A 26,452-nucleotide genomic window follows, 5' to 3' on the forward strand; every position below is an offset into this window, starting at 1 on the left:
CGATCATGTCGGAACACGATAAGAAACTGAACGTCACACGCCGCGGGCTGCTGGGTGCATCTGCAACCGGCGCCGTGCTGGCCGGAACCGGTCTGGGCAGCACCCTGATGACCGCGAAAGAGGCCAGCGCCGCCGCCAATGCCGCGCTGGAGCCCGGTGAGCTGGACGAATATTACGGCTTCTGGTCCTCGGGTCAGACCGGCGAGGTGCGCATCCTTGGCGTGCCGTCCATGCGCGAGCTGATGCGCATTCCGGTGTTCAACCGCTGCTCGGCCACCGGCTGGGGCCAGACCAACGAGTCGCTGAAAGTGCTGACCGAAGGGCTGCTGCCCGAGACCAAGCAGTATCTGGCCGCCAACGGCAAGGTCACCTATGACAATGGCGACCTGCACCACCCGCATATGTCCTTCACCGATGGAACCTATGACGGTCGCTATCTGTTCATGAACGACAAGGCCAACACCCGCGTGGCGCGTATCCGCTGCGACGTGATGAAATGCGACAAGATCATCGAGATCCCGAACGCGCATGACATCCACGGTCTGCGTCCGCAGAAATATCCGCGCACCGGTTACATCTTCGCCAATGGCGAACACGAGGCGCCGCTGGTCAATGATGGCGAAATCCTCGACGATCCGTCGCAATACGTGAACATCTTCACCGCCATCGACGGTGACACGATGGAGATCGCATGGCAGGTGATGGTGTCGGGCAACCTCGACAACACCGATTGCGACTATCAGGGCAAATACGCGTTCTCGACGTCTTATAACTCGGAAATGGGTATGAACCTGGCCGAGATGACCGAGAATGAGCTGGACCACGTGGTCGTGTTCAACCTCAAAGGCATCGAAGACGCGATTGCTGCTGGCAACTATCAGGAGCTGAACGGCGTCAAGGTCGTGGACGGGCGCAAAGAGGCGGGCGGCAACCTGACCCGTTACATCCCGATCCCGAACTCGCCGCATGGTGTGAACGCCGCGCCCGACAAGAAACACATCATGATCAACGGCAAGCTGTCGCCGACCGTTTCGGTGATCGATGTGGAAAAGGTCGACGCGCTGTTTGCCGACAACGCCGATCCGCGCTCGGCCATCGTGGCGGAACCGCAGCTGGGTCTGGGCCCGCTTCACACCGCGTTTGATGGCAAGGGCAATGCCTATACCACCCTGTTCCTGGACAGCCAGGTGGTGAAATGGGACATCGCCAAGGCCATCGAAGCCTTTGGTGGTGCGGATGTCGATCCGATCCTCGACAAGGTGGATGTGCATTATCAGCCGGGCCACAACTCGACCTCGATGGGTGAAACCGCCGAAGCCGATGGCAAGTGGCTGATTTCAATGAACAAATTCTCGAAAGACCGCTTCCTGAACGTGGGTCCGCTGAAGCCTGAAAACGAGCAGTTGATCGACATCTCGGGCGACAAGATGAAGGTGGTTCATGACGGGCCGACCTTTGCGGAACCGCATGACTCGATCATCGTGCACCGGTCCAAGGTGAACCCGGTCAATGTCTGGGATCGCAACGACCCGATGTGGGAAGAGGCGCGCCAGCAGGCAGCCGCCGATGGTGTAGACCTTGAAGAAGGCGCCGAGGAGCCGATCCGCGATGGCAACAAGGTGCGGGTCTACATGACCTCGACCGCGCCGGTGTTCAGCCTTGAGAAGTTCACCGTCAAACAGGGTGACGAGGTGACGCTGTATGTCACCAACCTGGATGACGTGGATGACGTGACCCACGGGCTGTGCCTGTCGAACTTCGGCATCGCGATGGAGGTTGCGCCGCAGGCCACCGCCTCGGTCACCTTCATCGCCGACCGTCCGGGCGTGCACTGGTTCTATTGCCAGTGGTTCTGCCACGCACTGCACATGGAGATGCGCGGCCGGATGTTCGTTGAGCCGCGGAGCGCGTAACCATGCGTTGGTCCCTGCTCATACCGTTCCTGCTCGGCTCGCCCCTTTGGGCGGCGGATTGGGATGTGCCCAACCGGGCGGGGGCCATCAACGAGATACTTGCGCAGGCGGCGGTTGGAGACACCCTCCGCCTGAGCCCCGGCGTTTATGCTGAAAGACTGGTGCTGGACCGGCCCATCACAATTGATGGGCTGGGACAGGCCACCATTGACGGCCAAGGCGAAGGCAGCGTCATCACCGTAACCGGGCCGGGCGTGACGGTGCGCGGGCTGACGGTGATCGGCTCGGGCTCTGGCCATGACGGGATCGACAGCGGCATCCAGCTGACCAAGACGGCCCATGCGCCGGTGGTCGAGGATAACGTGCTGCTAGGCAATCTCTATGGCGTCGATATTCATGGAGCCAAGGACAGCATCGTGCGCCGCAACCGGATCGAGGGGCGGCAAGACCGCCACATGAACGCGCGCGGCAACGGGGTCTATGTCTGGAACGCGCCGGGTGCGGTGGTCGAGGATAACGACATCCGCTATGGCCGCGACGGGATCTTCGTGAACTCGTCGAAGAAGAACACCTTCACCGGCAACCTGTTCCGCGATCTGCGTTTTGCCGTGCATTACATGTATGCGGACAATTCGGTGGTCAGCGACAATGTCTCGATCGGCAACGATCTGGGCTATGCGGTGATGTTCACGAGTAATGTGACTGTCGCCAACAATGTCTCGATCGGCGACCGCGAACATGGCGTGATGCTGAATTATGCCAACAAGAGCGTTATCACCGGCAACGTGGTGAAAGGTGCGAAAGAGAAATGCACCTTCCTCTATAACTCGAACAAGAACGAATTCACCGACAACTGGTTCCAGGGATGCGGCATCGGCATCCACTTTACCGCCGGGTCTGAACGCAACCGGATCGTCGGCAACGCCTTTGTCGGCAACCGGACGCAGGTGAAATACGTCTCGACCAAATGGGTCGAGTGGTCCGAAGACGGGCGCGGCAATTACTGGTCCGATTTTGCCGCCTTCGATGTGGATGGCAACGGCATCGCCGATGCCCCCTATCGCCCCAATGACTCGATGGACCATGTGCTGTGGACCCAACCCGCAGCCAAATTGCTGCTCGGCTCCCCTGCCGTGCAGCTGGTGCGCTGGTCGCAAGCGGCCTTCCCGGCGCTTCTGCCGGGTGGCGTGATGGACAGCAACCCATTGATGCAAGCCCCTGAACCCCCAGCTATGAAAAAGGTGCCTCATGACGGATAAGGCCCTGTCAATCGACCATGTTCTCAAGGACCGTGGAAAAACCCGCGTCCTTGACGATATCACCCTGTCTCTTGCCCCCGGTCAGCGCGTGGCGCTGCTGGGCCATAACGGTGCGGGCAAGTCGACCCTGATCAAATCCATCCTCGGCCTGACGCCGATCCACGGCGGAGCCATCCGGATCGGAGATGCCACCCCCGGTAGTGCTCAGGCCCGGCGCGAGACGGCCTATCTGCCCGAGGCGGTGTCGTTCCATCCGGCGCTGACGGGCCGCGAGCAGTTGACCCTGTTCGCGCAGCTTTCAGGCGCGAAAGCCGATGTGCCCGGTCTGCTGGAGCGCGTCGGCTTGAGCGATGCGCTGGACCGCCGGATCGGAGCGTATTCCAAGGGGATGCGGCAACGTCTGGGTCTGGCGCAGGTGCTGCTGGGCCAGCCTAAGGTGGCGCTTCTGGATGAGCCGACGAGCGGGCTGGACCCGATCTCGCGGCAGGATTTGTATGCAATCATCGATGAGTTGGCGGCGCAGGGCACTGCGGTACTGATTGCCAGCCATGCGCTCACCGAGGTCGAGGCCCGCACCGACCGGATCGCCATCATGCGCAAAGGCCGGATGGTGGCCGACGACACGCTGAACAACCTGTCGGCTCTGGCCGGTCTGCCAATCCGCCTGAAGGTGCGCGCCAGCGCCAACGCCGATGCGCTGGCCGCAGAACTGGGCGGCAACCGGATCAACGGGGCGTCGGTGGAACTGCTCTGCACGCCTGAAGACAAGATGGAGGCGCTGCGCCGGATCGCCGGGTTGGGCGATGCGGTGGCGGATGTGGAAATGACGCCGCCCAAGCTGGAAGACCTCTATCGCCATTACGCACAGGAGGATTTGCAATGACCCGCTTCCTCGCCATCACCCGCACCGAGATGTTGATCCTGCGCCGCAACCGCTGGCTACTGGTCGCCACGCTGATCATGGTGCTGTTCGCGCTGGCGCTGACCTTTGCGGGCAGCGCGCCCACCGGCACGCTGGGCGTCGACATGCTGACCGTTTCGGTTGCGTCGATGACCACGCTGTCGGTTTACCTCGCGCCGCTACTGGCGCTGATGATCTCGTTCGAGGCCATCGCGGGCGACGTGGACCGGGGCAGCCTGTCGCTGCTGCTGTCCTATCCGGCGGGACGCGGAGAAATCCTGTTGGGCAAGTTCACCGCCCATCTGGCCGCATTGGCCTTCGCCATGACCGTCGGATTCGGCACCGCAGGCGCGGTGGCCGCCTTCTTTGGCGGCGCGGGGCCTGAAAGCCTGATGGCGCTGGCGCGTCTCATCCTCACATCCATCCTGCTGGGCGCTGTTTTTCTGGCGCTGGGATACCTGCTGTCCGCTTTGGCAAAGGGGGCCACGGCGGCGGCGGGTCTGTCGGCCGGGCTCTGGCTGGTCTTTGTCGTCCTCTATGATCTGGGCCTGTTGGGGGCCGTCGTCATGGACAAGGGCGGCGCTTTCACCCAATCCGTCTTTCCATGGGTGATGGTGGCCAACCCGGCCGACGCGTTCCGTCTGTGGAACATCGCCGCGACCGAGGGCGTCGCAATGGCATCCGGCATGACCGGGGCCGCGCAGGCCCTGCCGGTCTGGGCCGCGCCCGCCTCGCTGCTGCTCTGGCCGGTGCTGGGCTTTGCCCTCGCGCGGCTGGCATTCCGGAGGGTCGAGCCATGAAACGCCTCGCCCTGATCGCGCTGATCGCGCTGGCGGCCTGTAAGGAAGAGGTCGCCGTTGCCCCCGACCCGGTCGATCTGACCCCGGATGCTCTGAGCTATTTCTGCCAGATGAACATCGCCGAACATGGCGGGCCAAAGGGACAGATCCATCTGGAAGGTTACCCCGCGCCGCTGTTCTTTGCGCAGGTGCGCGACATGCTGGCCTATCTCAAAAGCCCCGAGCGTGACGCCAAGATCACTGCGGTTTACGTCAGCGATATGGGTGTGGCCCCCAGTTGGCGGCAGCCGGGGATTTCCAACTGGATCGCAGCCGATGGCGCAACCTTCGTGGTCGGCGCCGATGTCGCCGGCGGCATGGGCGCGCGCGAAGTTGTGCCCTTTGCAGAACCCGCCGAGGCCGAAGCCTTCATCCTGCGTTATGGTGGGTCTGCCCTGCCCCTGTCCGAGGTGCCCGATACAGAGGTTCTGGGCCCCGTCGATCTGGACCTGATTCTGGAGACCCCCGCATGACCCGCCTGACCCGCCGCCGGTTCCTGACCATTTCGGCCGCTTGCGCCGCTGTGCCCGCCGCTGCCAGCGGCGTGGCCCAATGGCGCGGCATCGCGTTGGGCGCGCCCGCCAGCCTGCGGCTGGAAGGTCTGACGGATACGCAGGCCGCGCCGATCTTCGCTGCGGTCGAGGCCGAGCTGCACCGGCTTGAGGATATTTTTAGCCTTTATCGCACGCGGTCGCAGATCAGCCGGTTGAACCGCGCGGGCCGCCTGCGTGACCCTGCGCCTGAGCTTTTGGAGGTGCTGAGCCTGTGTTCTGCGCTCCACGACGCGTCAGAGGGGGCCTTCGATCCGACGGTTCAGCCGTTATGGCTGGCGCTCGCCAGCGGGGCGGCGCAGGCGCATGTGGATCATGCGCGTCAGGCGATTGGCTGGAACAAAGTCCATATTGACGCGGATGAGATTCGTCTGCCGCAGCCGGGACGGTCGGCGATCACGTTGAACGGGATAGCGCAAGGGGCGGTCACCGACCGGATTGCCGCTTTGCTCCGGTCCTATGGCCTGCGCGATGTTCTGGTGGATATGGGCGAGGTCGCCGCACTGGGTGAACGCGGCGGCGCTGAGCCCTGGCGCGTCGGACTGGCCGGACCGGATGGCATGATCGCCAAACGGATCACTCTGCGGGACCGCGCCGTTGCCACCTCGGCCCCGGACGGCACGCGGCTGAACGGTGGGCTGGGCCATATCCTGAACCCTCTGGGCGCGGGTCCGACACATCGGGCAGTGTCAATATCGGCCCCACAGGCCGCGGTGGCGGACGGGCTTTCGACCGCACTTTGCGTGACCTCGCCAGACCGGACCAAGGCCGTACTGGCCCGTTTTCCGGACGCCCGGATCGAGATGCTGATCTGAGCGCCTGACATCACGCCACCGCCTGATCATGATACCTGACGCCACCGCAGCGTTTGACGGCCCGACCGCGGATCATCGAGAAGGCAAAGCCGGTCAGGCGGGCTGCTCGGTCAGCATGCACAAAACACGCGCCTCGGGTCCGATCTCCAGCGCCTCCCGCACCGCCGCGTTCATCACCGCCGCGATGCCCGCCCCGCCCGAGGCGCTGGTGTCCAAACCGGCCTCGGCCATGGCCGGCAATTGCGCGACAACTTCGGAATCGTCCAGCGTCAGGAACAGATCTGCATCCCGTGCCAGCCCGTTCAGGGCAATCAGCGATGGTTCTTTGCAGTCCAACCGCCCCATGATGCTGTCCGGGCCATCGGCGAAAACGCACTGCCCGGCCTCGATACTGGCCTGCAGCGCCGGGGCTGAACCGGGTTCGACCACGGTAATCTGCGGCGCGTCCCCCCAGACCTTGCGCGCATAGGCGGCCACGGCCCCGGCCATGCCGCCAACCCCGGCCTGCAACAGGATGTGGGTTGGTGCCTCGGGGCATTGCTCGGCCGTTTCCAGCGCCATTTGCAGATACCCCTCCATCAGCAGACGGGGCAGATCGGTGTAACCCTCCCACGAGCTGTCCGACAGCAGGGTCCAGCCGTTCTGCTGCGCCGCCTGCGCGGCGGCCTCCATGCTGGCAGCATAGTCAACGCCTTCGCGTACCACCTGCGCGTTCTGCGCCCGCAACCTATCGGCAAAGCTCTCGGGTACGGTTTCGGCAATGTAAACCACCGCATCTGCCCCGAAGACCCGCGCCCCGGCGGCCATGCTCATCCCATGATTGCCTGCGCTTGCAGTGACATAGGTGCGCCCGTTCAGCATCTTATCGGCTGCCGCGTCGGCCTGACACGCAATGACATAAGCCGCGCCCAGCGCCTTGAACGACCCAAGCCCCATCCGGGGCCGCTCATCCTTGACCCAGAGCTTTGCCACCGGTGCCAGCGCCGTTGCATCCACCAGCGGTGTTTCAACGAAATCCGGGCAGAACAGGCGATGCCGCCCCAACCCCGAAATGTCGGTCGACGGATAAGGCGCATCATCCGCCAGTTTGGTCCCATTCTGATACGGGTTGCTGACCGCTTTCATCGCGCGCTCCTTCTGCTGATCCGCCGACGAGAGCGGAAGGGTCAAGCCCTGTCAACCGCGCGCTTCGGCTTCGCTCAAATCCGATCCGCGAAACGAGCGTCTTTTCAATCCATTTGGTTGGCTGTAAGTGTGTGGCGATCCTGTTGGTTTCGGCCTGATCCGCCGCACGAACAGGTTTGCGGGCGTGATGGAATGGTAGACATATCGGACTTAAAATCCGAAGGCCTTGGTGCCGTGTGGGTTCGAGTCCCACCGCCCGTACCAGTTTCAGTTACAAGCAAACAAATGCGCGTATAGGGCGTGATCAGGAAGGCCAGAGGGTCCATCCGGACCATGAAGCTTCACGCGCTGGTATTCGTCCCGTAGAGTAAACACATGCCTGATTTCCGAATTTTGACACGAGACACTCTCCGGCCTCTGGCAGCGCTGAGCGTGCACGACGAACAGTCTACGTTCGTTGCATCAAACCTTATGACGATCGCCCAATCGAGATTTGAACCAGGGTCCGAGATTTATGGCATCTGGGAAGATGAAACTCCTGTCGGGTTGCTGGCAGTCGTCGATATGTTCCATCCCGATGCGGATTTGGATGAGGGTGACGATCCCGACGGCATATATATCTGGCGGCTTATGGTTGATCAGGCGCATCAGGGCAAAGGCCATGGCCGGTCGGCATTGGAATTCGCAAAAGCGCTGGCTCAGAAGAAGGGCCGTGCAAATCTGGTAATCAGTGTTGTCGATGAGCCCGGAAGCGCGTTGGCGCTCTACAAACGGTTTGGCTTTGACCCGACAGGCGGGATTGTCGACGGTGAGGTCGAGATGGTCATGGCACTCAGCTAGCGCGCTGCTGAAATGAGCCGCTTATCACAGCCCGCTCAGATGACCGAAATCACGGCATTTGCGGCTTTTACAAATCCTGCCACGGCCACTGCGCTGGCCAGCAGAATGCAACAAATCTCAAATGCACTAAGCTTCATTTTGACCCCCATCAAAACGGATAGCCTGACCTAGAGCAATTCGAGTCGCGCGCAAAGGCCGGGCACGTTTACGCAGCGGAAACTTGCTGCGGCTGCGGCGTGGAATTGCCTAGGCCATGGTCTGGGGAACTTTGCGATGGTGTTTGTTGCTTGACCTGTAGCCGAGCTGCATCACTTGCCGGGTAGACAAACGAGGAAGGGCCGGAAAGGCCGAATGCCTGTCAACACAGCAATCACCTTTCGGAATACCGGGCAGGTCAGACGCCCTGATGAATACAGTTACGGGTGAGTTGCCATGAACTTCGATCCTCGCCAACACAAAACTCAGAAAGTTGGGACCGTTGCGGGTGAAATCCAGGTGGCTCCGAAAGCGGAAGGATGCGACTATGAAGCAATAAGCGCTTGCTTTCCATAAGTATTTTAATGGGAAGTGGTGCCTCAAGAGGGACTCGAACCCCCGACCTTGTCCTTACGAAGGACCTGCTCTACCAGCTGAGCTATTGAGGCATGCGACAGATCGTTTAGCCGCAGGGCGCGGGCCTTGCAAGGGGCAGTTCGCATGTGCCGTGTGGTTGACCGGCTAGCATTCCTCGCCCATCCTGCGCCTGAACCGGCCGAGGCCTTCGGGTTTGGGCGGGTTATCAGATATTTGGCAAGGTCATTTGAATGTCCGGGATTTCGCAGAAGACTTATGTGCTGGATACGCATCGCCTGCGCGACCCGGAACAGACGCTGGCCATCGTCAGGCCGTTTCTCAAAGACATGGGAATCACGCGCATTGCCAATCTGACCGGGCTGGACCGGGTCGGATTGCCGACGGTGATGGTGACGCGGCCCAATTCGCGTTCGGTCGCGGTGTCGCTGGGCAAGGGATTGTCGCTGAGCGCGGCGCAGGCCTCGGGGGTGATGGAGGCGATCGAGTCATGGCATGCGGAGCGGATCGAGTTGCTGCTGCGGCTGTGCAGCCATGCCGATCTGGCGCGGGATCACGTGGTGGATGTCGAGCGTCTGCCGCGCGTGACCGGCGGACAGTTTGATCCGCATGGCGCGATGCTTTGGGTGCAGGGGCGCGATCTGAACGCGGGGGCGGCCTGTTGGGTGCCTTATGAGATGGTGGATACGGATTACACGACCTCTCCGGTCGCCGGGCAAAGGGCGTTTCCGCGCACGACGAACGGTCTGGCCTCGGGCAATGACGTGGTCGAGGCCAGTTGCCATGCGATTTGCGAGCTGATCGAGCGGGATGCCACAACGCTGTGGCACCACCGGGGGGTGACGCCGCGCGTTGATCCGGACACGGTGGATGATCCGCGTTGCCGTCAGGCGATGGACCAGATCGTGGCGGCGGGGCTGGATCTGGGGATTTGGGATACGACTTCGGATATTGGCATTGCCAGTTTTCGCTGTGTGATCTGCGAGGCCGGAGAGGTCACCGGCCATATCGGCATCGGCGATGGCTGTCACCCCGACCGCGCCATCGCGCTGCTGCGAGCACTGACCGAAGCGGCGCAGACGCGACTGACCTATATCTCGGGCGCGCGCGATGATCTGGACCCCGGGGAGTTCTCGGACGAAGCGCGCACATGGCGCAGCCGGTATATCCGTGAGTTGATCGATGGCGCGCCGGCGACCGTGTGTTTCACCGATTGCCCATCGCATGTCACGGGATCGTTCACGGAAGACCTAGAGCTGCTGCTGACCTGTCTGTCGGTGGTCGGCATGGGCCAGGTGGTGACGGTCGATCTGTCCCGGCCCGAGATCGACATCGCAGTCATCCGCGCGATCATCCCGGGGCTGGAGGCCCCGCATGACGATCCCGATTACGTGGCAGGCCCAAGGGCACGGGCGGTGACGGCATGAGCGTGGTCATCTTCGTCGGCCCCACCCTGCGGCCCGAAGCGGTACAGGAGCATCTGGACGCGACCATCCTGCCCCCGGTCCGGCAAGGGGATGTGTATCGCGTGGTGCGTGACAAGCCGCGGGCGATTGGTATCATTGACGGGTATTTCGACGGCGTGCCCTCGGTCTGGCACAAGGAAATCCTGTGGGCGCTGGAACAGGGCATCCCGGTCTTTGGCAGCGCCAGCATGGGCGCGTTGCGGGCGGCGGAACTTTCCGATTTCGGGATGATCGGCGTCGGACGGGTGTTCGATGATTACCTCAGCGGCGCGATTATGGATGATGACGAGGTGGCGGTGCTGCATGGCCCCGCCGAGTTGGGCTTTATGCCGCTGAGCGAGCCGATGGTATCAATCCGTGCCACGCTGGGCATGGCACAGACGGCCGGGGTGCTGTCGGAAGAGGATGCCCAGATCCTGTTGGAGGCTGCCAAGGCTCTGCACTATCGCGACCGGGTTTGGGACAGGGTGATCGCGGCGGCGGGCACCATCTCGGGTCTGGACGAATTTCGGGACTGGCTGCCCGCGGGGCAGGTGGATGCCAAGGGCGATGACGCCCGCGCGATGCTGGCGCAGATGGCGCGGTATCTGGAGGCAGACACCGACACCTCCGCCGCGCCACGCGTCGAACGCACGTTGGCCTGGCGCGAGCTGCGGGATCGGGTCAATTCAGAAACCACGCCGCCAGATCAGGACGCGCGGGCACTGGTGGATGAGTTGCGGCTGGACCCCGACCTTTATGCTCGGTTGCGCGACCGCGCCGCTTTGCATCTGCTGGCGCGGGATGAGGCGCGCAGGGCCGAACACCGACCGGACCGCGCCACGCTGCGAAAACACATGGCCGCGCACAGGTTTGGGGCCCGCCTGCCCCGTCAGGCCGATCTGATGGAGTGGCTGCAGGACAACGACCTGACGCTTGCGCAATACGAGGCGATACTGACCGACCGCGCCCATAAGGATGCGGCCATCGCGGCGCGCGCGGATGATCTGGACACCGCCCTGCTGGCCGAGCTGCGCCACGATGGTCACTATGGAGCGTTGCGCGACCGGGCACGGCGCAAGGCCGAGCGGATCAAGGGACCGGATCGGGTGAACGGTACGGGCAGAATGCAGTCTCTGGTCTGGTATTTTGAAACACGGCTTGACCAGGCGGTGCCGGATGATCTTGAATCCTATGCAATCGCGCTTGGTCTGGACGGGCGTGAGGCGTTTGTTGATCTGATTGAAGCCGAATTCATGTTTTGCCGCGCCGAAGGTGAACCGGAACGATAACGGGAGGGGACATTGACGATCTGGCCCGATTACTCGGAAAACGAAACTCCGGGCACGCGGTTCCTGCTGTATCCGCAATCGCCCTATCTTGAGCCGAATTCGAAGCCCGAACTGGTCGAGATCTCGGCCCCGCAGGGTACGATCGGGCCGGGGCCGTCGGGGCCGCGCATGTATGCGATGTACCCGATCGACAAGACGATCCCCTATGGCACAATGATCGAGGGCGAGGACGGCCCCGAGATGTATCTGCCTGCCTGGGACGGTTATATCCTGCCGCCGCCGGAACCCGATGAGTTCGGCAATTTCATCCATATCGACCCCGACGATCCTGCCTTTGAGGCCGCGCATCTGTTTGGTGCGGCCCATTTCACCATGGATGTGTGGGAGGGGTATTTCGGCCGCCCGATCCCCTGGCATTTCGAACGTGATTTCGAACGGCTGGAACTGTCGCTACTGCCCGGCCTCGACAACGCGCATATCGGTTGGGGGTTTCTGGAAACCGGCGGTACCCGTGAACATGGTGACGAATACCGCCCCTACAGCCTGAATTTCGACGTGGTGGCGCATGAGATCGGCCATGCCATCATCTACAGCGTCATCGGCCTGCCATCCGAAGAGGATGCGACGGGCGAGTATTACGGCTTCCATGAATCGGCGGCGGATATGGTGGCGCTGCTGGCATCGCTGCATTTCGGTTCGGTCGTGGATGAGGTGCTGAAGAACACGCGCGGCAATCTCTATACCTATAACCGGCTCAGCCGCTTTGCCGAACTGTCGCAGAACGCGCAGATCAGGATCGCCGCCAATGACCGGACGCTGTCAGATTTCTCGCATGGCTGGTCCAGCGAACACGCGCTGTCGGAGCCGCTGACCGGAGCGATGTTCGACATTCTGGTCGATATCTATCACGAACGGCTGGTCGCCCATGACGTAATCGACCCGGAAATGGAGGAGCTGTCGGACGAGTTGGAAGGCACCGACGAATACAATGCCATCATGCAGGACCTGTTCGACGAACATTACGCTGCAGACCCTGAAGGTTTCCGGGTGGCGCTGATCGAGGCGCGCGATCTGCTAGGGACCTACCTGGCCGACGCGTGGGAAAAGCTGGACCCCGACATGTTGAGCTATTTCGGCGTCGAACGCGCACTGGTCATGGTCGATCAGGAGATCACAGGCGGCGCGTTCCGGCAGATCATCGAAGGCAATTTCCGCATGCGCGACATCGGATTGACACGCCCCGGTCCGCGTCTGAGCAAGCCCGATGGCGCCAGCCACGCCGCATCGGTCCGCACATTGTCGCCCGAGGTGAAAGAGCCTTAAAGTCTTTGTTTTTACCTCGGTTTTATGGCAGTTTATGCGCACGGGGTGATAATTTGACAATCAACGCGCAGTCAAATGCGCAAACCGGGACAGACGAGGCCAGCGGCTGCGTCGGCCCCCGATAGGGAGAAAGTGATATGTCTGAGTCGTTACTCAGTTTTTCCGAGGTATTATTGTTTGGGCGAGAGTTAAACGATCTTAAACTGAAACAGAAATCGGTTCGATTGGCGCTTGAGATTCCAGGCGCGCTGCCGGCACAGGTCGATGTCATTGACGGGGTGAAGGTGAAAGCCCATGACCGGATTCTGGTTCAAAGCGGCGAGACCGAAAATGAAATATCGGGCATCTACAAGGTTGCCGACGTCGGTGGCAATCTGACGCTCGTGAAGCGCAAGAAAGTCGAGTTTCAGACATTCGTCTACGTCCAGAAGGGCCGCGTATTCAAGCATTCCTTCTGGGAACAAACAGCCAATAGCCACAAACGGCAAATGTTCGAAGAACAGGACGAGCGCAGAAGGGGTCGTGGCGTCAACAACTTCATGGGGGACCAGTTCGGAGGCGATGCCCGGCTGGCCCGGATTTATGGCTTCGCATATGACGGCACCTATTACGAGATGCCGGAACCGACGATCTTCCTGGTTCATGGCGAGGGCGAAAGTGCCACGGGTGGCAACCTGCCCCGCGGGTTCAGCCTTGAAAACACCGGAGGGCCGGACACGACACAGCAAGCTGCACGCGCTCCGATGAACCCGTCCGTTTCGGGTGTCGCGGCGGCGGATTATCAGATCGCCAGCGATATTCGCGTCTGGAACTATGATCAGGCCGATTACACCCTCCGCATGGACATCGCTGCGGGTCAGATCGAAGAGGTGCTGCTGGACGTCTATTTCGAATATGACGCACCGATGATGGCCGGGGCCAAGGTCAGTGGCGCCAAAGTCAGCGGGGCCAAGGTCAGTGGTGCCAAAGTCAGCGGCGCCAAGGTCAGCGGGGCCAAGGTGAGCGGTGCCAAAGTCAGCGGCGCCAAGGCACGGGGCGAATAGGACCGGATATTTCCGAGGATCGGGGCGCGTGGATCACGCGCCCTTTTTTGTAGCTCAGAACCCGGCCTTTCTCAGACCTTCCAGAAAATGCTGAGTGTCGTCTTCCAGCAGATCGGGCTGGACCCTCGTCCAGCGCTCCAGCGAAAAATTGGGATGCGCCGCGCGATGTTTGTCGGCAATCTGGCGCGCCATATCCATGTCTCCCTTGTGCGCATAGCTTGCGGCCAGCACCCGTTGCCCCTCGGTCGGGTTGTTCATCTTGTTCACGGCCGCAATCACATCGTCATAGCGCTTGAGATTGTAATAGGCCCCACCCAGATGCCAGAGGTACTGATCCGGGAAATAGGGGTTCAGGCGCATCGCCTGCTGAAGGTGTTCGATCGCGGTCTCATTGTCGCCTGAATGTGCCAGAGCATCCGCATAATCCGAGTGCATATCAGCATCATTGGGGTTCAGTGACAGCGCGCGTTTGTAGGATTCAAGCGCTGCTGCGTGTTCCTTGCGGTAAAGCTGCACATACCCCAGCTCACCGAACCCGCGCGCATCGGTGGGGTCCAGATCGACCGCGCGCAGGGCCAGCGACAGGGCCTTGTCCAGCGCACTGTTCGGGTCCTCGGTCCAGGAATAGCGCCAGTCGATATTGAGCGTGCGAGACAGCGCCGCCGCCGCCCGGGCATAGCCGCCATCCCGTTCCAGCGCGGATTCATAACAATGCTGCGCCTTGCGGTTGTCATTTCGGGTATATTTGAAGATGTGATGCTGACCCTGCAGGACCGAACCATAGGCCCTGAGGTCAGAGGGCACCGCCTGCACCATGCGCTGCTTTTCGTGCGATTCAATCATCACCGCCATGGCCGCGACGATGCATTCGGTCACATCGTCCAGAATGTCGAATATGTCGTCGAGCTTGCGGTCGAAGCGTTCGCCCCAGATGGTGCGCTCGGTGTTGGCATCCAGCAGCTCGGCGGTGACGCGGATGCGGCTGGAAGAACGGCGGACGCTGCCGCGCGCCACATAGCGCACGTTCAACCGGCGCGCCGCCTCGTGCGGGGACATCGACTGCGTTTTGAAGAAGAAGGACGAGTTGCGGGCAATGACGAACAGGTTCCGGAACTTTGACAGGTTCATGATGATGTCATCGGTCAGCCCTTCGGCGACCCAGCTGTCATCCTCGCCCCCGCCCTGGCTGACAAAGGGCAGGATAGCGACCGAGGGGATATCGGGCCGTTCCAGCACCTCAAGCTGCATGTCGGGCCGCAGGGTCGCGGCCATTGTCGCGCCCTCGACCTCGCTGCGCACGCAATAGGTGGCCACCGGTAACAGGATATTCTTGAGCTGCTTGGGCCCCAGAAACTCATAGCCATAGCGCAGGCGGTTGCGGATCTGTTCATAGACAGCGGCGCTGACATAGACCCGTTCGGGTTCAGCGATTTCCTGCAGACGGGCGGCGATGTTCACGTTGTCACCATGAATGCCGCGATCATCCTGCAGCACTTCGCCCATATGGACACCGGCACGGAACTTGATCTGCTCATGCGCCATTCGGTTTTGATTGTGCTGTGCGGCAATCCGATGAAGCTCGATACTGAACTCGACGGCGCTGGTGGCGGTTTCGAACAGCGCCAGGATACCGTCCCCGCGCACTTCGATCACCCGGCCCTGATACTGCTGGCAAATCGCCTCGAGTTGCGACAACAGAGAGTTCAACGCGTTATACGTATCCATCTCATTCTCGCCCATCAGGCGGGAATAGCCGACCACATCGGCAAACAGCACCGCGCCGAGCTTTTGTCGGAGTGTGGGATTCGAACCGGTTGTATTCACTGGCAATACTCGAATCGATTGTCGTGTCTAAATTTATGCGGGAATGTTATCAAATTCTGGCTCAATACTTGTACTAATTCACTCATCGCAATGGGCCGGGGGTGGCCAGCTCCATTCAGGTGCGCCGAAAGTGACCACAGTATCTGTATGCAACTCCTGCGCCAGCTCCTGTCGCCGTGCCGCCCAGTCCTGCTGCAACATGCCCACCACGATCATGTCGTGAAACCGACCGTCCGCGAACCAGGCCTGCCGCATTGTTCCCTCGACCTGACAGCCCACCTGACTGATCAGATCGCGGCTGCCGTGATTGTCTGCCCGGTAATATGAGGTGATCCGGTTGAGGCCCAGCTGCCGGAAGGCAAAATCCAGCAGCAAGGCAATGGCCCGCACGGCAACCCCGTGCCGCCGTACCGATTTGTCGATGAAGATCGGGATCACCGCGTCGCGGTTGACTTGCGAGATCGCCTCGAGCCCGATCATGCCCTGCGGCTCGGCGCTGTCGGATTCGATAATGAACCAGCATTTTCCGCAGTCGCGCGAGGAACTGAGCGCCTCCTCCCAAATCTGTTCGGTCTGCTGCAAATTCAGCGGAACGCGCGAGGTGCGGTCAAACAGTGCCAGATCACGAACATCCTGAAACCAGCGCGCAACAGTTTCCATATCCGCTTTCTCAAGCGGACGCAGCCGGAACAACCGGGGTGTAGCATCAGGCAAAGGCAAAGCCTCCGAATTCAAATGTAAAAATCTATTCGCGCGATACTAGCACAAATGATTCGAAAACAAGAAACATCTTGTTCACACAAGGATTCGGATAGGCCGAGACCCGCTGAGCGGGCCGCCTGTTACCGGTTTTCAGCCCGGATCAGGAAGATGTTGCGCAAATAGATCGACAGCCCCATCGACTGGCCCAGAATAAAGACCGGGTCGCGGCGGTAGATCGCATAGCTGAGCAGGATCAACCCGCCGCCGATGGACAGATACCAGAAGGCCATCGGGATGACCGACTTCTTGGCCCGTTCCGAGGTGATCCACTGAACGATGAAACGGGCGCTGAACATCAGCTGACCAGCAAGTCCGATAAAGACCCAAAGCGCCTCGGTCGGGCTATCTACGTGCAGGATTTCAAGAATGGTTTCTTTCACGACCGGCCCGCCTCTTTTGCCGAGACCGATTTGGCGCGGCGCATCAGCCAGACAACGCCGAACAGGTCCCAGATACCGACCATCGCCCGGCCGAAATTGGTGTATTTGGACTGACCCGACAGGCGCTGCTGATGGGCCACGTCGACCAGCGCGATCTGCCAGCCGTAGGCCTTGAACAGCGCGGGCAGATAGCGGTGCATGTGATCGAAATAAGGCAGGTTCAGAAAGGCCTGTCGGCGGAAGGCCTTGAAACCGCATCCGGTGTCGCGGGTGCCGTCCTTCAGCATCCAGCCGCGCAGCGCATTCGCCATGCGCGAGGCCAGCTTTTTCGAGACGGTATCCTTGCGGCCCAGCCGTTGCCCGGCGACAAGCCCGATCTGGCCGCTGTCATCCGCCAACAGCGGAGCCCAGATCTTTGGCAGTTCCTCGGGCGGGTTCTGACCGTCGCCATCAAGCGTACAGCAAACCTCGGCCCGTGCGGCCTGAACGCCGGAGTGCACGGCGGCACTTTGGCCACCGGCGGGTTTGTGCTGCAGGATGCGCAATTGCGGGCAGGTCTGCTGAAACGCCTGCAGCGCGTCATAGGTGCCGTCGGTTGATCCGTCATCCACCGCGATGATCTCAAAATCCGGAAGATCCGCCGCTGCGGTGCAAATGCCCTGCAGCAAATCCGCCACGGCCCCCTGCTCGTTGTGCATCGGGATGACGACCGACACGGCCGGTCGGGTATCGGGCTGGGGTTGAGCGTCACTAAACATGATGAAAATACGTTCTTGATTCAGACACAAAGGCTTGTGATTGATCAGGAGCGTAAATTCAAGTAGCCAGCCGTTTTGAAGCGGGTTTCAGCACAACAAATCGAAAGGCGGGCGCGGTGAACGTCAGATCGACATCGGAACGTCTTTGGGCCACGGATTGGGCGCCTTATGTGATGACAGGCGCGGTTATCGTGGTTTTGTGGTGTTGGTACATGGTCGGGCTGGGGCAGGACGGGCTGTCGAAGATCGACGAATTCTTCACCTATGACCGCAGCCTGGGATTTGCCCGCAACGGCGATTGGTTCACCGTTTTTTCGCAAAACGAACCCAGCCTGAAAAAGCCGCCTCTGCAATACTGGATGACAGCCGGTATGATCGAGATGGGGTGGTCGCATATGACCGCCCTGCATCTGCCTTCGATGCTGTTTGCGCTGGGCACGCTGATCGCCACCGCGTGGCTGGCGCGGGTGATGGTGCCCGATCATCCCTGGCTGATGCTGCCTGCGGTTCTGCTGGTCTCAAGCTCACAGAATTTCTGGGGTCATGCGACGTCGGCCATGCTGGACAATGGCGCGATGTTCTTCTCGACCCTGGGTGTGGCGGTCATGTTGGCCGCGTTTGAACGCCCGCGCCTGTGGCCTTGGTTCGCCGTCACGGTGTTTCTGGCCGGGATGCAGAAAAGCCCGACACCGCTGGTCTTTCTTGCGTTGGGTCTGCTGACCCTGATTCTGACGCAGCGCTGGCAGGATCGCCCGACAAGCGAGATCTGGAAGAACAGAACCTTCCTGTGGACCATGGCCGCCTGTCTGCTGCTGGCCTTCCTGTGGCCGCTGTTTCAATACCTGCGCTTTGGCTTCGGGGCCGAGTTTCAGGGCAGCGTGCGCACCGAAATGCTGGACCGTTTCGCCCCGAGCGTAGCGGACCGGAGCCTGAAGAAACTGTCGGAGATCATTCTGGGGAACGAGCCCGGTTTACGGCTGTTCGGACTGATCGGGCTGTTCTTTTTGCCCTTCAAGTTTAGGCGTCCGCGTCTGCTGGCCACGACAGGGATCGCGGTGTTTTTCTTCCTCGCCATGTGGATGGCATCGGGAAAGATCTATGACCGCTATACGCTGCTGATCCTGCCAATGCTGATGATCGGCGCGGCGGGCGGCATCATGCTGATCTCCAAACGGATGTGGGTGCGCGTTTTGCTGCTGGCGGTGCTTTGCCTGTCCGAAAAAGGCCCGATGAAACACGCTGCCGCCTACAACCATCCCACAACCGCCGAGCAATTCGGTATCGACCTGCAGGATCTGCTAGAACCGATGCAGACCATGGTGCAGCCCGGTGAAACACTGGTGGTGTGCGGCTTTGACAACCGCCGCCGTCTGCCCCTGGGCGCGGCCTCGGTCTATGCCTCGCCTGACAATCGCTTCGTCTACATGAGACGCCCCAATCTACGCGGGTACCTTGCGCAGTTTGGCTATACCGCAGGCCCCCTGCGCGGTGTCTGCCGCGCGAAAGAGCTTGAGCGTATCTCGGAAGACCTGACCGGCCTTACCCGTCAACCCGTGGAAGGCACCGAGTTTGTGTATTGGACGGCCGAGGGCCTTACCGCCGAATAGAAACCGGGTGCTAATTGCCCGTGACCCTCAGTCCTTCAGGTCCCGGTGCCCGGTTGCGGTCCAGTACATATACCCCTCTGCGGGTGACGGGGTTGTTTCGAGCCCGATAAGTTCGGGCGCAATCTGTTCCAGTTCCTCGGCATGGCAGAACCCACGCAGGGGGCGCGCGGAAAATCCGATCTCGCGGAGTTCCGACGCAAGCTCCATCCGTGACAGAAACACGAACCGCTGCCCGTTCGAGGCATAGACCGACGCCGCACCGGGCGGAACGCGGGGCCGTGATTTATCCAGAGCGCAGATCACCAGCGCCTCATGTGGTTGCAGGGCCTGTCCAAGTGGCAGCAGCACCTCGGACATCGGCATCCCGAAGCGATAGTTGCTTGTGCTGGTCTGGATTATTGAGCGGTCCTTGATCGGTCCGCCTACGGCGAAGACCAGCGCCAGCAACGCGCCTGTCCCGATCCAGCGGAACCGGCCAAGAGACAGGGCCAAACCGGCGGCGCCAACCATCAGAAGCGGCAGAATCAAAAGGGTGTAGCGCGCATACACCCGTCCGGACGCTGCCCACATCATGACCACAAACAGGACTGCGATGCTCGTCGCCGCAAACAGTCGCGGACGTCTCAGGACGAATGGCAATGCGCAGATGCCCAGAAACCCGACGGCGCGCAGCCAGATTTCCTTACCCAGGATCAGCTCGGACATGCCGCTCAGGCCCCGGGCCGAAATTGACGGGGCAAACCGGTCAAGCATCTGCCGTTTGACGCTGCCGTCCAGAGAACCGTCCAGCGCGAACCGCGCCTCTTGCATGATCGGCCAGGCAAAGGACAGAAGCACCGAGATCATGATGGTTTTGCGAAACCTCGGATCACGCCAGATATCGCGCGGCGGCGAGGTCTGCCAGCGGCGGGTCGCCACCAACCCAAGCAGAGCAAGCGCCAGAAACGCCAGCGGGGTCGGGCTTTTCTGCAGCGCCGCCAGTACCGCAACCACCCCAAAAAGGGGCCAGTATCTGGGCCGCTCGAACGCCGCAAACATCGCGGCAAATCCCAGCGTGGTAAAAAGCGCGGCCCCCACATCCAGCATCGCCGAACTGGCATAGCGCCAGAATTCAAGCGACGTTGCCAACAGCAGCACCGACAGAGGCATCGCCCAGGGCAATTCCGGCAGCATGGCGCGTGCCAGACAGGCGGTCGCAATCAGAACGCCCAGCGCGAACACCATGGAGGGCAGCCGCAGCGCCAGCATATCCGGCACGCCGAATTCGATCAGCAGGCCCGAGAACCAATATTGCAGCGGCGGCTTCTTCAGACTGGGTTCATTGTTGGAATAAACCGCAAACCAGTCGTCATTGCGCGCAAAACCAGTGCTTCGATCATAAGTATAGAACTCGTCAAAGCGCCAGATGTGACCGGCCTCAAGATCAATCAGGTACCACGACCAGATCAGGCAAATGACAATGGCAGTAACAAGATAAATGAGGCGCTGAGGGGCATCGAGGCGTGATCGAAGCATTTCATTCCGACTATTTGGGTCCGGCGCAATCAATTCGCCGGGCAATCTGAATTACATAGAACTTTTTCTGGCTCTGTATGCGGGACCGGGCGTATCTTCAATCCATTCCCACGCACGAATATCTCGGCGGTGACACTCAGGTCACCAAACTGGCGACCCCGGCAGGATTCGAACCTGCAACCTGCCCCTTAGGAGGGATGCGTTCATAGCGCTATTCCTTTTGTGATTTCTTACTGTTGGGTGCTTGTACAGTGTCATCCTGTACGTGGTTTGTACGAAAACGGGCCCTAATGTCGGCCTCATCGGTCTCTGCGTGGGCATAAATCCGCATGGGCAAATTGGGGTCTGACCAACGTCCAGCCTTGGCTGCTGTGACGGGATCGACGCCCTGACGGACAACAAGCTCCGTGAAGAACCCGTGCCGCCCTGCCGGGTGGGCTGAAAGGTACGAGATGCCCGCGCGTTTGCAGATCGTCTTCCAGCGCGTGTTGTAACCGGTGGAGCTCCCATAGCCGAAGATGCGCGCCTTCATGAGCTTGCCGGTCTTGCGGTTCTTGGGACGTTTGGGAGGCAGCGCGAGTAGCTCGTCCATCATCTGAGGCGAAACGGTGATCCAGCTTTCCGGATGCCCCTTCTGAGCTTTCACGCGGACTTTGTTTTCGTGCGGCCTTAGGTCATCGGGCTCCAAGGACACGGCTTGATCAATCCTTGCAGCCGTCTCAAACATAAAACGCACCAGTGCGGCATTGTATGGGTCGGCGGCACGACAAAATGCCTCGATCCATTCCTTATCAGCTGGTGTGCGCTCGACGCGGCTGAGCTTCCCTCGCCGCTTGTCCTGAGCGATCCGCTCGAACTTGTCGTAGGGTTTCACGCGGATCAGCGGCGTGCCTTCCAGCTCATGCGCGTTGTTGATCACCGCACTCGCGGGCGTCACGATCTCGCGCCACCAGGTATCCGTCGACGCTTTGGGTTTCAGCTTCGGCCCAAGGCTTTTCAGTAACGCGCCAGATATCGCACCTAACGACAGGTCGCCGATCACTTCGACAATCGGGATCAACTGCTTCGCCGCCTTCGGGGACGCGTTGTAGAGCATGATTGCATCAGAGAACGTCTTGCTCGGTTCGTCGCCCACGACATAGCGACGGATCTGACGTTCGGTCTCATGGTTTATCCAGTCCCGTGCGCCCTCTTCTGTAGATGCCTTAGTGCTTCGCCGGTATGGGCCGGCGATTGGCCTGCCGTTGTATTCGATCCACCCCTTGGCCCAGTAGACACGGCCCCTCTTGTAAATTTGGAGCGGCATGACTGGCCTCCTTCAAAAATCGTATCAATCTGCGCGGGCGTGATCAGCATGGTTCGCCCAAGGCGATAAAATGCACCCGTCTCATTGGCGCGTTCACGCAACGTGCGTTCTGAAATATCGATCCCCATCCCGGCCATAACTTCGACCCACTGCGCGGGTGTTTTCCCGAGCCCCAGGATCTGCGAGCTGTCTGAATAGTTGGTCTCTGCCATTTCACTCGTCCTTGTCCACTTAAGTTGAGTCAGCGACACGCATGGAATCGCTTGTTCTGCACCTTCTGACGTGGTCAGATGTGATTAACTGTAAATGTTCGTCATTTTTTGCAAAGTTCGCGAATTTCGACGAAGTAGTCAATTGGAAAATTCAGATGCCGCAGAAACATGCTGATCTTTTTGCTGCAATGGGTGCTCGTCTCACCATTGCTCGCAATGAAATCGGCTTCTCACAAGCGGCCATGGCGGAAGCTATCGGTGTCTCACCGCGCGCGTATCACAGCTACGAAAAGGGCCAGCGCGGAATGCCTGTAGAGGCCTTGGTCGCGATGGGTGAGCGGTTCGAGGTGGACGTGCCCTGGCTACTTCTGGGCACCAAATCCATTCGGGCGGGGCATGACTTCGAAGCCCTCAAACACATTGAAAGCTCGCTGGATCAGCACCTCACCGATGAGGGCATAAGAATCAAAAGTGAAAAGCGCGGGGCCATCGTCACCCGTTGGTATCAATCGCATGTCGAAGGTCGCGAAGTGACGGATGACGACGTGCACACATGGATCGAGCTGGTAAGGGAGTAATCTGGTGAACAAGGCAAGCAAACGCTGGAACATGTTGCGGCACTCAGTCTTGGAGCGTACCCGCCGAGAGGTGATCGAACCCTTTGGGCCGCTTTACATAATCTTGCTTGGAACCAGCGTCTTCTATTTGATTGGTTTGGGCCAACTATCGTTGGCGCAACAGCCTGCCGAATACTCGGTGTTTGCTGCCATCCTGATTTTTGCGATCGCCGCAGCTGGCTTGGCGCTTCCATTTTTGACAGGTGCGGTACTGACCCTACGCGCGGCCGATCGAAAACTGGAACGTCTTCAACGCGGGTGATGCGATGGCCTTCGGTATCTTCATCCATCGCAGCGACTCGGTCTACGAAGACATTCCCTCGGAGCGGTATCAATTTCCAAAGCAATACCTCTCGCGTGCCCAACAGTGCGAAGGGGACTGGATCGTCTACCTGGAGCCAAGCAAGGTCAAAGAGACCAAAGGCTATTTTGCTGTCGCTAAGGTCCAGGAGATCATTCCGGATCCTAGGAAACCGGAAATGTTCTTGGCGGTGATTAAGCCGGGGACCTATCTTGATTTCGGCGACCCTGTTTCATTCCGAGACGAGAATTCAGTCATCGAAAGCGGATTGCTGAACGATCAAGGCAAGATATCTGGACGCGCGCAAGCTGCGGTAAGAACCCTTTCAGCTGAAGACTTTGCCCGAATTGTCGAACGTGGTCTTGGACGGGACGAGGACATCCTGCCTCGCGTTGGTGACTCGATGCAGCTGCCAGGTTTTCAAGACGCGCAAACACCTTTCCGACACATGCCCGCACGGGAACGCGTCAACCAACTGACCAACCGGGCGGTTCGCGATCGTAATTTCAGAAAGAACGTCCTGCGCGCCTACGGCGAGCGCTGCGCCATCACTGGTTTACGTCTGATAAATGGCGGTGGCCGAGCTGAAGTGGAAGCCGCTCACATCAGACCTGTAGAGCATGACGGACCCGACATCGTCAGCAACGGGCTCGCCCTGTCCGGAACCGCGCACTGGATGTTTGATCGCGGTCTCGTTGGTTTAGCTGACGACGTGACAATTCTGGTTTCCCGTCAGAGCAACGACATCGAAGCCGTGACGTCGATGATTAACTCGTCCGGCAAGATCTTGGTGCCGGACCGCCTCGCCAACCGGCCAAGGGCAGAGTTTGTAACCTGGCACAGAGAGAACTGTTTCAAGCATTAACGATACTCAGTGCGGACCTTGGTGCAAAACGCAGCTAACGGCCGGAAAGAGCCCAAACTCACCAATGCTGCGGCCAGGATCAAGGGACGTGAACTGGTGTGAAGCTGCCATTCGAACTTGCTGGCCATGGGTGGGTGAGCGAGAGATTGCGGTCCGTTTAATCCCATAAAAGCTTCTCTCGGCGGCAATCAACTTGGGGCAGGAAAAGCCTGCCTTCGATACCATTCGCCCAAAATCGAAGCGAGATGGACGCAGAGCATAAGGGCGAAATACGACGTTTCGCTCGGCTCTGAGGCTCCGAAAGCGTGGGGTTTGACTCCTGCGCTGTCAAAAGAATCCTTGACCAGTTCCAGTATCAGCACTAGTTGAAATGAAATGACGTTTTGTCTAATGAAACGTTAAGGCAAAAGATGATGGGATCGCCCATGTCGCGGACCCGCAAGCCAACCAACAGTTAGGGAGGAGCCTGACATGACGAAAGATAACGGAAAATTGACGCTCACTGCGGGTCTCGTAGCCGGTAGTCTGGTCATTGCCACGTCTGCCTTCGCCGAAGGCGAGGTGGTGTTTTCGTCCTGGGGAGGTTCATTCCAAGATGCGCTTCGGGAGTCCATGCTGGACCCAGCGGCGAAAAAGCTGGGTCTTACCATCAAAGAAGACACGACAAACGGCATTCAAGACGTGCGTGCGCAGATCACTGCGGGTGCGGTTGCTTGGGACATTACCGAACAGGCGTTGTCCGACTGTGCCCGTTTGAAGCAGGAGGGGGCGCTGGAACCCATCGACTATGGCGTGGTCTCGACCGATGGCATGCCGTCCAGCCTTGTGGACAGCGAGTGGGTTGGCATGCTGACCTATTCACTGGTCATCGGCTGGCAAGCAGAGAAGTTTGGTGAGAACGGCCCACAGTCCTGGGCGGATTTCTGGAACACCGAAGCCTACCCTGGGACACGCGCGATGTTCAACTCGGTGTCGCATGCGCTGGAGGCGGCATTGATGGCGGATGGTGTCGACCCGGCGGATGTAAACACCGCTCTGCGGAGTGAAGGCGGCGTAGACCGGGCCTTTGCCAAGCTTGAGGAGATCGCGCCCGATATCACGGTCTGGTATCGGGGAGGCTCGCAAGCGGCGCAGTTGATGGCAGATGAAGAGATTGACTTCATTCATATCGGCAACGGCCGCGCAGAAGCGCTGAATGCCGATGCAATAACGGTTGGGTATACCTGGAACCAGGCCACGACCGACGCGGATTGCCTGTTGGTACCCAAGGGCGCGCCAAATCGCGAAAACGCCATGCGGGTTCTCAATGAGATGCTGTCGGCCGAAGCGCAGGCGCGCATGGCGGTGGCCATCTCCTACGGCCCTGTCAATGCGCATGCATTTGAAACCGGGCTGATCTCGCCCGAACTGGCAGCCAAAAACAATGCCGCCCCTGACAATATGAAGACCCAGGTGGTTATTGACGCAAGCTTCTACGTCGAAAACTTCGCAGAACTGCAAGAGCGGTTTGACACTCTGGTTCAGCAGTAGGCCCAAATTGATGCGCTCCAGTCCTTCATCCGATCCGGCAGAACCTTTGAACGTCCTTTTCGTTCATGGCTGGGCGTGCGGGTGGCAGGATTGGAGCGGTGTCTCCCCGCTCCTTCCAGACAGTGCCCACATTGGGCTTGCGAAGCTTCCGGGATGCCCCGATGCCGTGCCGCTGGGGGGAGCGATCAGTCTCAGCGACTGCGCGGCCCATGTGATTGCCCAGGCAAATGATCTGGGTTTTGATCGCTTTGCCCTTGTCGGGCACAGCATGGGTGCCCGGATTGCCATCGAACTGGCTGCGACTTGGCCAGGACGCGTCTCTCATCTTCTTTTGCTGGATGGCAGCAACGTTCCTGAAGACCCCGAAGAAGCCGTTGCGCGTCTGGCAGAGCAGCTTGCGCAGCTTGGTCAGAAAGGATGGGCGGAGGCGGCAGTCGGTGGGATGATGGTCAACAACCTCGATCCAGATCAAAAACGTGATATTGTGAACCGGGCTGCGCAATATCCGGCAGACGTTTTGAAGGCGTATTACCATGCGATGGCTGCATGGGATCGCGATAAATTTGTTCCGGCCATCGACCGGCTCACCTGCCCGGTCACAATCCTGCAATCAACGTCGCTGGACGAACACGAAGTTCGCCGATCGGCGACGACCCACCCCGCATCGCTTTGGCTGGATGCCTTGCGCGCGCGGGTTCCCGGGGCGGTGATCAAGTTGGTGCCGAATACCGGCCATTTCATCATGTACGAACGGCCGCAACTGATCGCCGACTGGGTGGAAGAGACATTGCAAGTCAACCACGGCGTTCACCACGAAAAACCCAACCAAATAACGAGAGAATATCAAGGGAGAAACTGA

At 60.1% G+C, this 26,452-nt stretch carries 24 protein-coding genes and 2 tRNA genes; 18 read left to right on the top strand and 8 right to left on the bottom strand.

Annotated features, from left to right (window positions below):
* Positions 1 to 5: 5 nt before the first annotated feature.
* Genes nosZ through ACR3E4_RS07520 form a run of 6 tightly spaced genes read left to right on the top strand, consistent with a single transcriptional unit; the run spans position 6 to position 6,278 of the window.
* Entirely contained in the window at positions 6 to 1,913 is a 1,908-nt protein-coding gene (gene nosZ / locus ACR3E4_RS07495) for a TAT-dependent nitrous-oxide reductase (RefSeq protein WP_480533727.1), read from the top strand.
* 2 nt (positions 1,914 to 1,915) lie between these two features.
* Positions 1,916 to 3,172, top strand: a complete 1,257-nt coding sequence (locus ACR3E4_RS07500; protein WP_480533729.1) for a nitrous oxide reductase family maturation protein NosD — start codon at positions 1,916 to 1,918, stop codon at positions 3,170 to 3,172.
* Positions 3,162 to 4,055: an ABC transporter ATP-binding protein gene (locus ACR3E4_RS07505; protein WP_480533731.1), complete on the top strand. Its 894-nt coding sequence runs from the start codon at positions 3,162 to 3,164 to the stop codon at positions 4,053 to 4,055. The genes ACR3E4_RS07500 and ACR3E4_RS07505 overlap by 11 nt, the downstream gene beginning before the upstream one ends.
* Entirely contained in the window at positions 4,052 to 4,873 is an 822-nt protein-coding gene (locus ACR3E4_RS07510) for an ABC transporter permease (RefSeq protein ID WP_480533733.1), read from the top strand. Before ACR3E4_RS07505 ends, ACR3E4_RS07510 begins: the two co-directional genes overlap by 4 nt.
* Positions 4,870 to 5,385 (top strand): nitrous oxide reductase accessory protein NosL, encoded by a 516-nt coding sequence (locus ACR3E4_RS07515; RefSeq protein WP_480533735.1) that lies wholly within the window; start codon positions 4,870 to 4,872, stop codon positions 5,383 to 5,385. The genes ACR3E4_RS07510 and ACR3E4_RS07515 overlap by 4 nt, the downstream gene beginning before the upstream one ends.
* Positions 5,382 to 6,278: an FAD:protein FMN transferase gene (locus tag ACR3E4_RS07520; RefSeq protein WP_480533737.1), complete on the top strand. Its 897-nt coding sequence runs from the start codon at positions 5,382 to 5,384 to the stop codon at positions 6,276 to 6,278. Before ACR3E4_RS07515 ends, ACR3E4_RS07520 begins: the two co-directional genes overlap by 4 nt.
* A gap of 93 nt (positions 6,279 to 6,371) precedes the next feature.
* Here the strand turns inward: ACR3E4_RS07520 and ACR3E4_RS07525 are convergent, their stop codons facing one another.
* Positions 6,372 to 7,403 carry a pyridoxal-phosphate dependent enzyme gene (locus ACR3E4_RS07525; protein WP_480533739.1) on the bottom strand — a complete coding sequence of 344 codons (1,032 nt, stop codon included), beginning with the start codon at positions 7,401 to 7,403 and terminating at the stop codon, positions 6,372 to 6,374.
* A gap of 178 nt (positions 7,404 to 7,581) precedes the next feature.
* On the opposite strand from ACR3E4_RS07525, the gene ACR3E4_RS07530 reads away from it, so the two are divergent.
* Positions 7,582 to 7,667 (top strand) — tRNA-Leu (locus tag ACR3E4_RS07530).
* Positions 7,668 to 7,874: 207 nt separating this feature from the next.
* A complete protein-coding gene (locus tag ACR3E4_RS07535; protein ID WP_480533741.1) occupies positions 7,875 to 8,243 on the top strand; it encodes a GNAT family N-acetyltransferase in 369 nt (122 codons plus the stop codon).
* A 568-nt stretch (positions 8,244 to 8,811) separates the two neighbouring features.
* Here the strand turns inward: ACR3E4_RS07535 and ACR3E4_RS07540 are convergent.
* Positions 8,812 to 8,887: transfer RNA gene (locus ACR3E4_RS07540), tRNA-Thr, on the bottom strand.
* 159 nt (positions 8,888 to 9,046) lie between these two features.
* On the opposite strand from ACR3E4_RS07540, the gene ACR3E4_RS07545 reads away from it, so the two are divergent.
* The 4 genes from ACR3E4_RS07545 to ACR3E4_RS07560 all read left to right on the top strand — a co-directional run bounded on the left by ACR3E4_RS07545 (position 9,047) and on the right by ACR3E4_RS07560 (position 13,916).
* A complete protein-coding gene (locus tag ACR3E4_RS07545; RefSeq protein WP_480533743.1) occupies positions 9,047 to 10,240 on the top strand; it encodes a YcaO-like family protein in 1,194 nt (397 codons plus the stop codon).
* Entirely contained in the window at positions 10,237 to 11,550 is a 1,314-nt protein-coding gene (locus ACR3E4_RS07550) for a TfuA-like protein (RefSeq protein WP_480533745.1), read from the top strand. Before ACR3E4_RS07545 ends, ACR3E4_RS07550 begins: the two co-directional genes overlap by 4 nt.
* 12 nt (positions 11,551 to 11,562) lie before the next feature.
* The gene (locus ACR3E4_RS07555) at positions 11,563 to 12,873 is read left to right on the top strand and encodes a gluzincin family metallopeptidase (protein ID WP_480533747.1); all 1,311 of its coding nucleotides are present in this window, start codon (positions 11,563 to 11,565) and stop codon (positions 12,871 to 12,873) included.
* A 137-nt stretch (positions 12,874 to 13,010) separates the two neighbouring features.
* Positions 13,011 to 13,916: a pentapeptide repeat-containing protein gene (locus ACR3E4_RS07560; protein WP_480533749.1), complete on the top strand. Its 906-nt coding sequence runs from the start codon at positions 13,011 to 13,013 to the stop codon at positions 13,914 to 13,916.
* Between the two features lie 54 nt (positions 13,917 to 13,970).
* Here ACR3E4_RS07560 and ACR3E4_RS07565 read toward each other — a convergent pair whose 3' ends face one another.
* The 4 genes from ACR3E4_RS07565 to ACR3E4_RS07580 all read right to left on the bottom strand — a co-directional run bounded on the left by ACR3E4_RS07565 (position 13,971) and on the right by ACR3E4_RS07580 (position 17,640).
* Positions 13,971 to 15,740 (bottom strand): adenylate/guanylate cyclase domain-containing protein, encoded by a 1,770-nt coding sequence (locus ACR3E4_RS07565; protein WP_480533751.1) that lies wholly within the window; start codon positions 15,738 to 15,740, stop codon positions 13,971 to 13,973.
* A gap of 78 nt (positions 15,741 to 15,818) precedes the next feature.
* On the bottom strand, positions 15,819 to 16,454 hold the full coding sequence (locus ACR3E4_RS07570) for a GNAT family N-acetyltransferase (RefSeq protein ID WP_480533753.1): 636 nt from the start codon (positions 16,452 to 16,454) through the stop codon (positions 15,819 to 15,821).
* Between the two features lie 128 nt (positions 16,455 to 16,582).
* Positions 16,583 to 16,882, bottom strand: coding sequence for a lipid-A-disaccharide synthase N-terminal domain-containing protein (locus tag ACR3E4_RS07575; protein WP_039542759.1), 300 nt, complete (start codon positions 16,880 to 16,882; stop codon positions 16,583 to 16,585).
* Positions 16,879 to 17,640, bottom strand: coding sequence for a glycosyltransferase family 2 protein (locus tag ACR3E4_RS07580; protein ID WP_480533755.1), 762 nt, complete (start codon positions 17,638 to 17,640; stop codon positions 16,879 to 16,881). The genes ACR3E4_RS07575 and ACR3E4_RS07580 overlap by 4 nt, the downstream gene beginning before the upstream one ends.
* A 116-nt stretch (positions 17,641 to 17,756) precedes the next feature.
* Between ACR3E4_RS07580 and ACR3E4_RS07585 the strand changes: the two genes are divergently transcribed.
* A complete protein-coding gene (locus ACR3E4_RS07585) occupies positions 17,757 to 19,247 on the top strand; it encodes an ArnT family glycosyltransferase (RefSeq protein ID WP_480533757.1) in 1,491 nt (496 codons plus the stop codon).
* Positions 19,248 to 19,274: 27 nt separating this feature from the next.
* Here the strand turns inward: ACR3E4_RS07585 and ACR3E4_RS07590 are convergent, their stop codons facing one another.
* Positions 19,275 to 20,762, bottom strand: a complete 1,488-nt coding sequence (locus tag ACR3E4_RS07590) for an ArnT family glycosyltransferase (RefSeq protein ID WP_480533759.1) — start codon at positions 20,760 to 20,762, stop codon at positions 19,275 to 19,277.
* Between the two features lie 211 nt (positions 20,763 to 20,973).
* Positions 20,974 to 22,068, bottom strand: a complete 1,095-nt coding sequence (locus tag ACR3E4_RS07595) for a tyrosine-type recombinase/integrase (protein ID WP_170361263.1) — start codon at positions 22,066 to 22,068, stop codon at positions 20,974 to 20,976.
* Between the two features lie 253 nt (positions 22,069 to 22,321).
* On the opposite strand from ACR3E4_RS07595, the gene ACR3E4_RS07600 reads away from it, so the two are divergent.
* The 5 genes from ACR3E4_RS07600 to ACR3E4_RS07620 all read left to right on the top strand — a co-directional run bounded on the left by ACR3E4_RS07600 (position 22,322) and on the right by ACR3E4_RS07620 (position 26,452).
* Positions 22,322 to 22,858 (top strand): helix-turn-helix domain-containing protein, encoded by a 537-nt coding sequence (locus ACR3E4_RS07600; RefSeq protein ID WP_253284742.1) that lies wholly within the window; start codon positions 22,322 to 22,324, stop codon positions 22,856 to 22,858.
* Positions 22,859 to 22,862: 4 nt separating this feature from the next.
* The gene (locus ACR3E4_RS07605; RefSeq protein ID WP_170361261.1) at positions 22,863 to 23,159 is read left to right on the top strand and encodes a hypothetical protein; all 297 of its coding nucleotides are present in this window, start codon (positions 22,863 to 22,865) and stop codon (positions 23,157 to 23,159) included.
* A gap of 4 nt (positions 23,160 to 23,163) precedes the next feature.
* Positions 23,164 to 24,063 (top strand): HNH endonuclease, encoded by a 900-nt coding sequence (locus ACR3E4_RS07610; protein ID WP_170361259.1) that lies wholly within the window; start codon positions 23,164 to 23,166, stop codon positions 24,061 to 24,063.
* 471 nt (positions 24,064 to 24,534) lie between these two features.
* A complete protein-coding gene (locus tag ACR3E4_RS07615; RefSeq protein ID WP_170361257.1) occupies positions 24,535 to 25,593 on the top strand; it encodes an ABC transporter substrate-binding protein in 1,059 nt (352 codons plus the stop codon).
* Between the two features lie 10 nt (positions 25,594 to 25,603).
* The gene (locus tag ACR3E4_RS07620) at positions 25,604 to 26,452 is read left to right on the top strand and encodes an alpha/beta fold hydrolase (protein WP_170361255.1); all 849 of its coding nucleotides are present in this window, start codon (positions 25,604 to 25,606) and stop codon (positions 26,450 to 26,452) included.

It is taken from the genome of Ruegeria sp. AP11 (assembly GCF_056535865.1).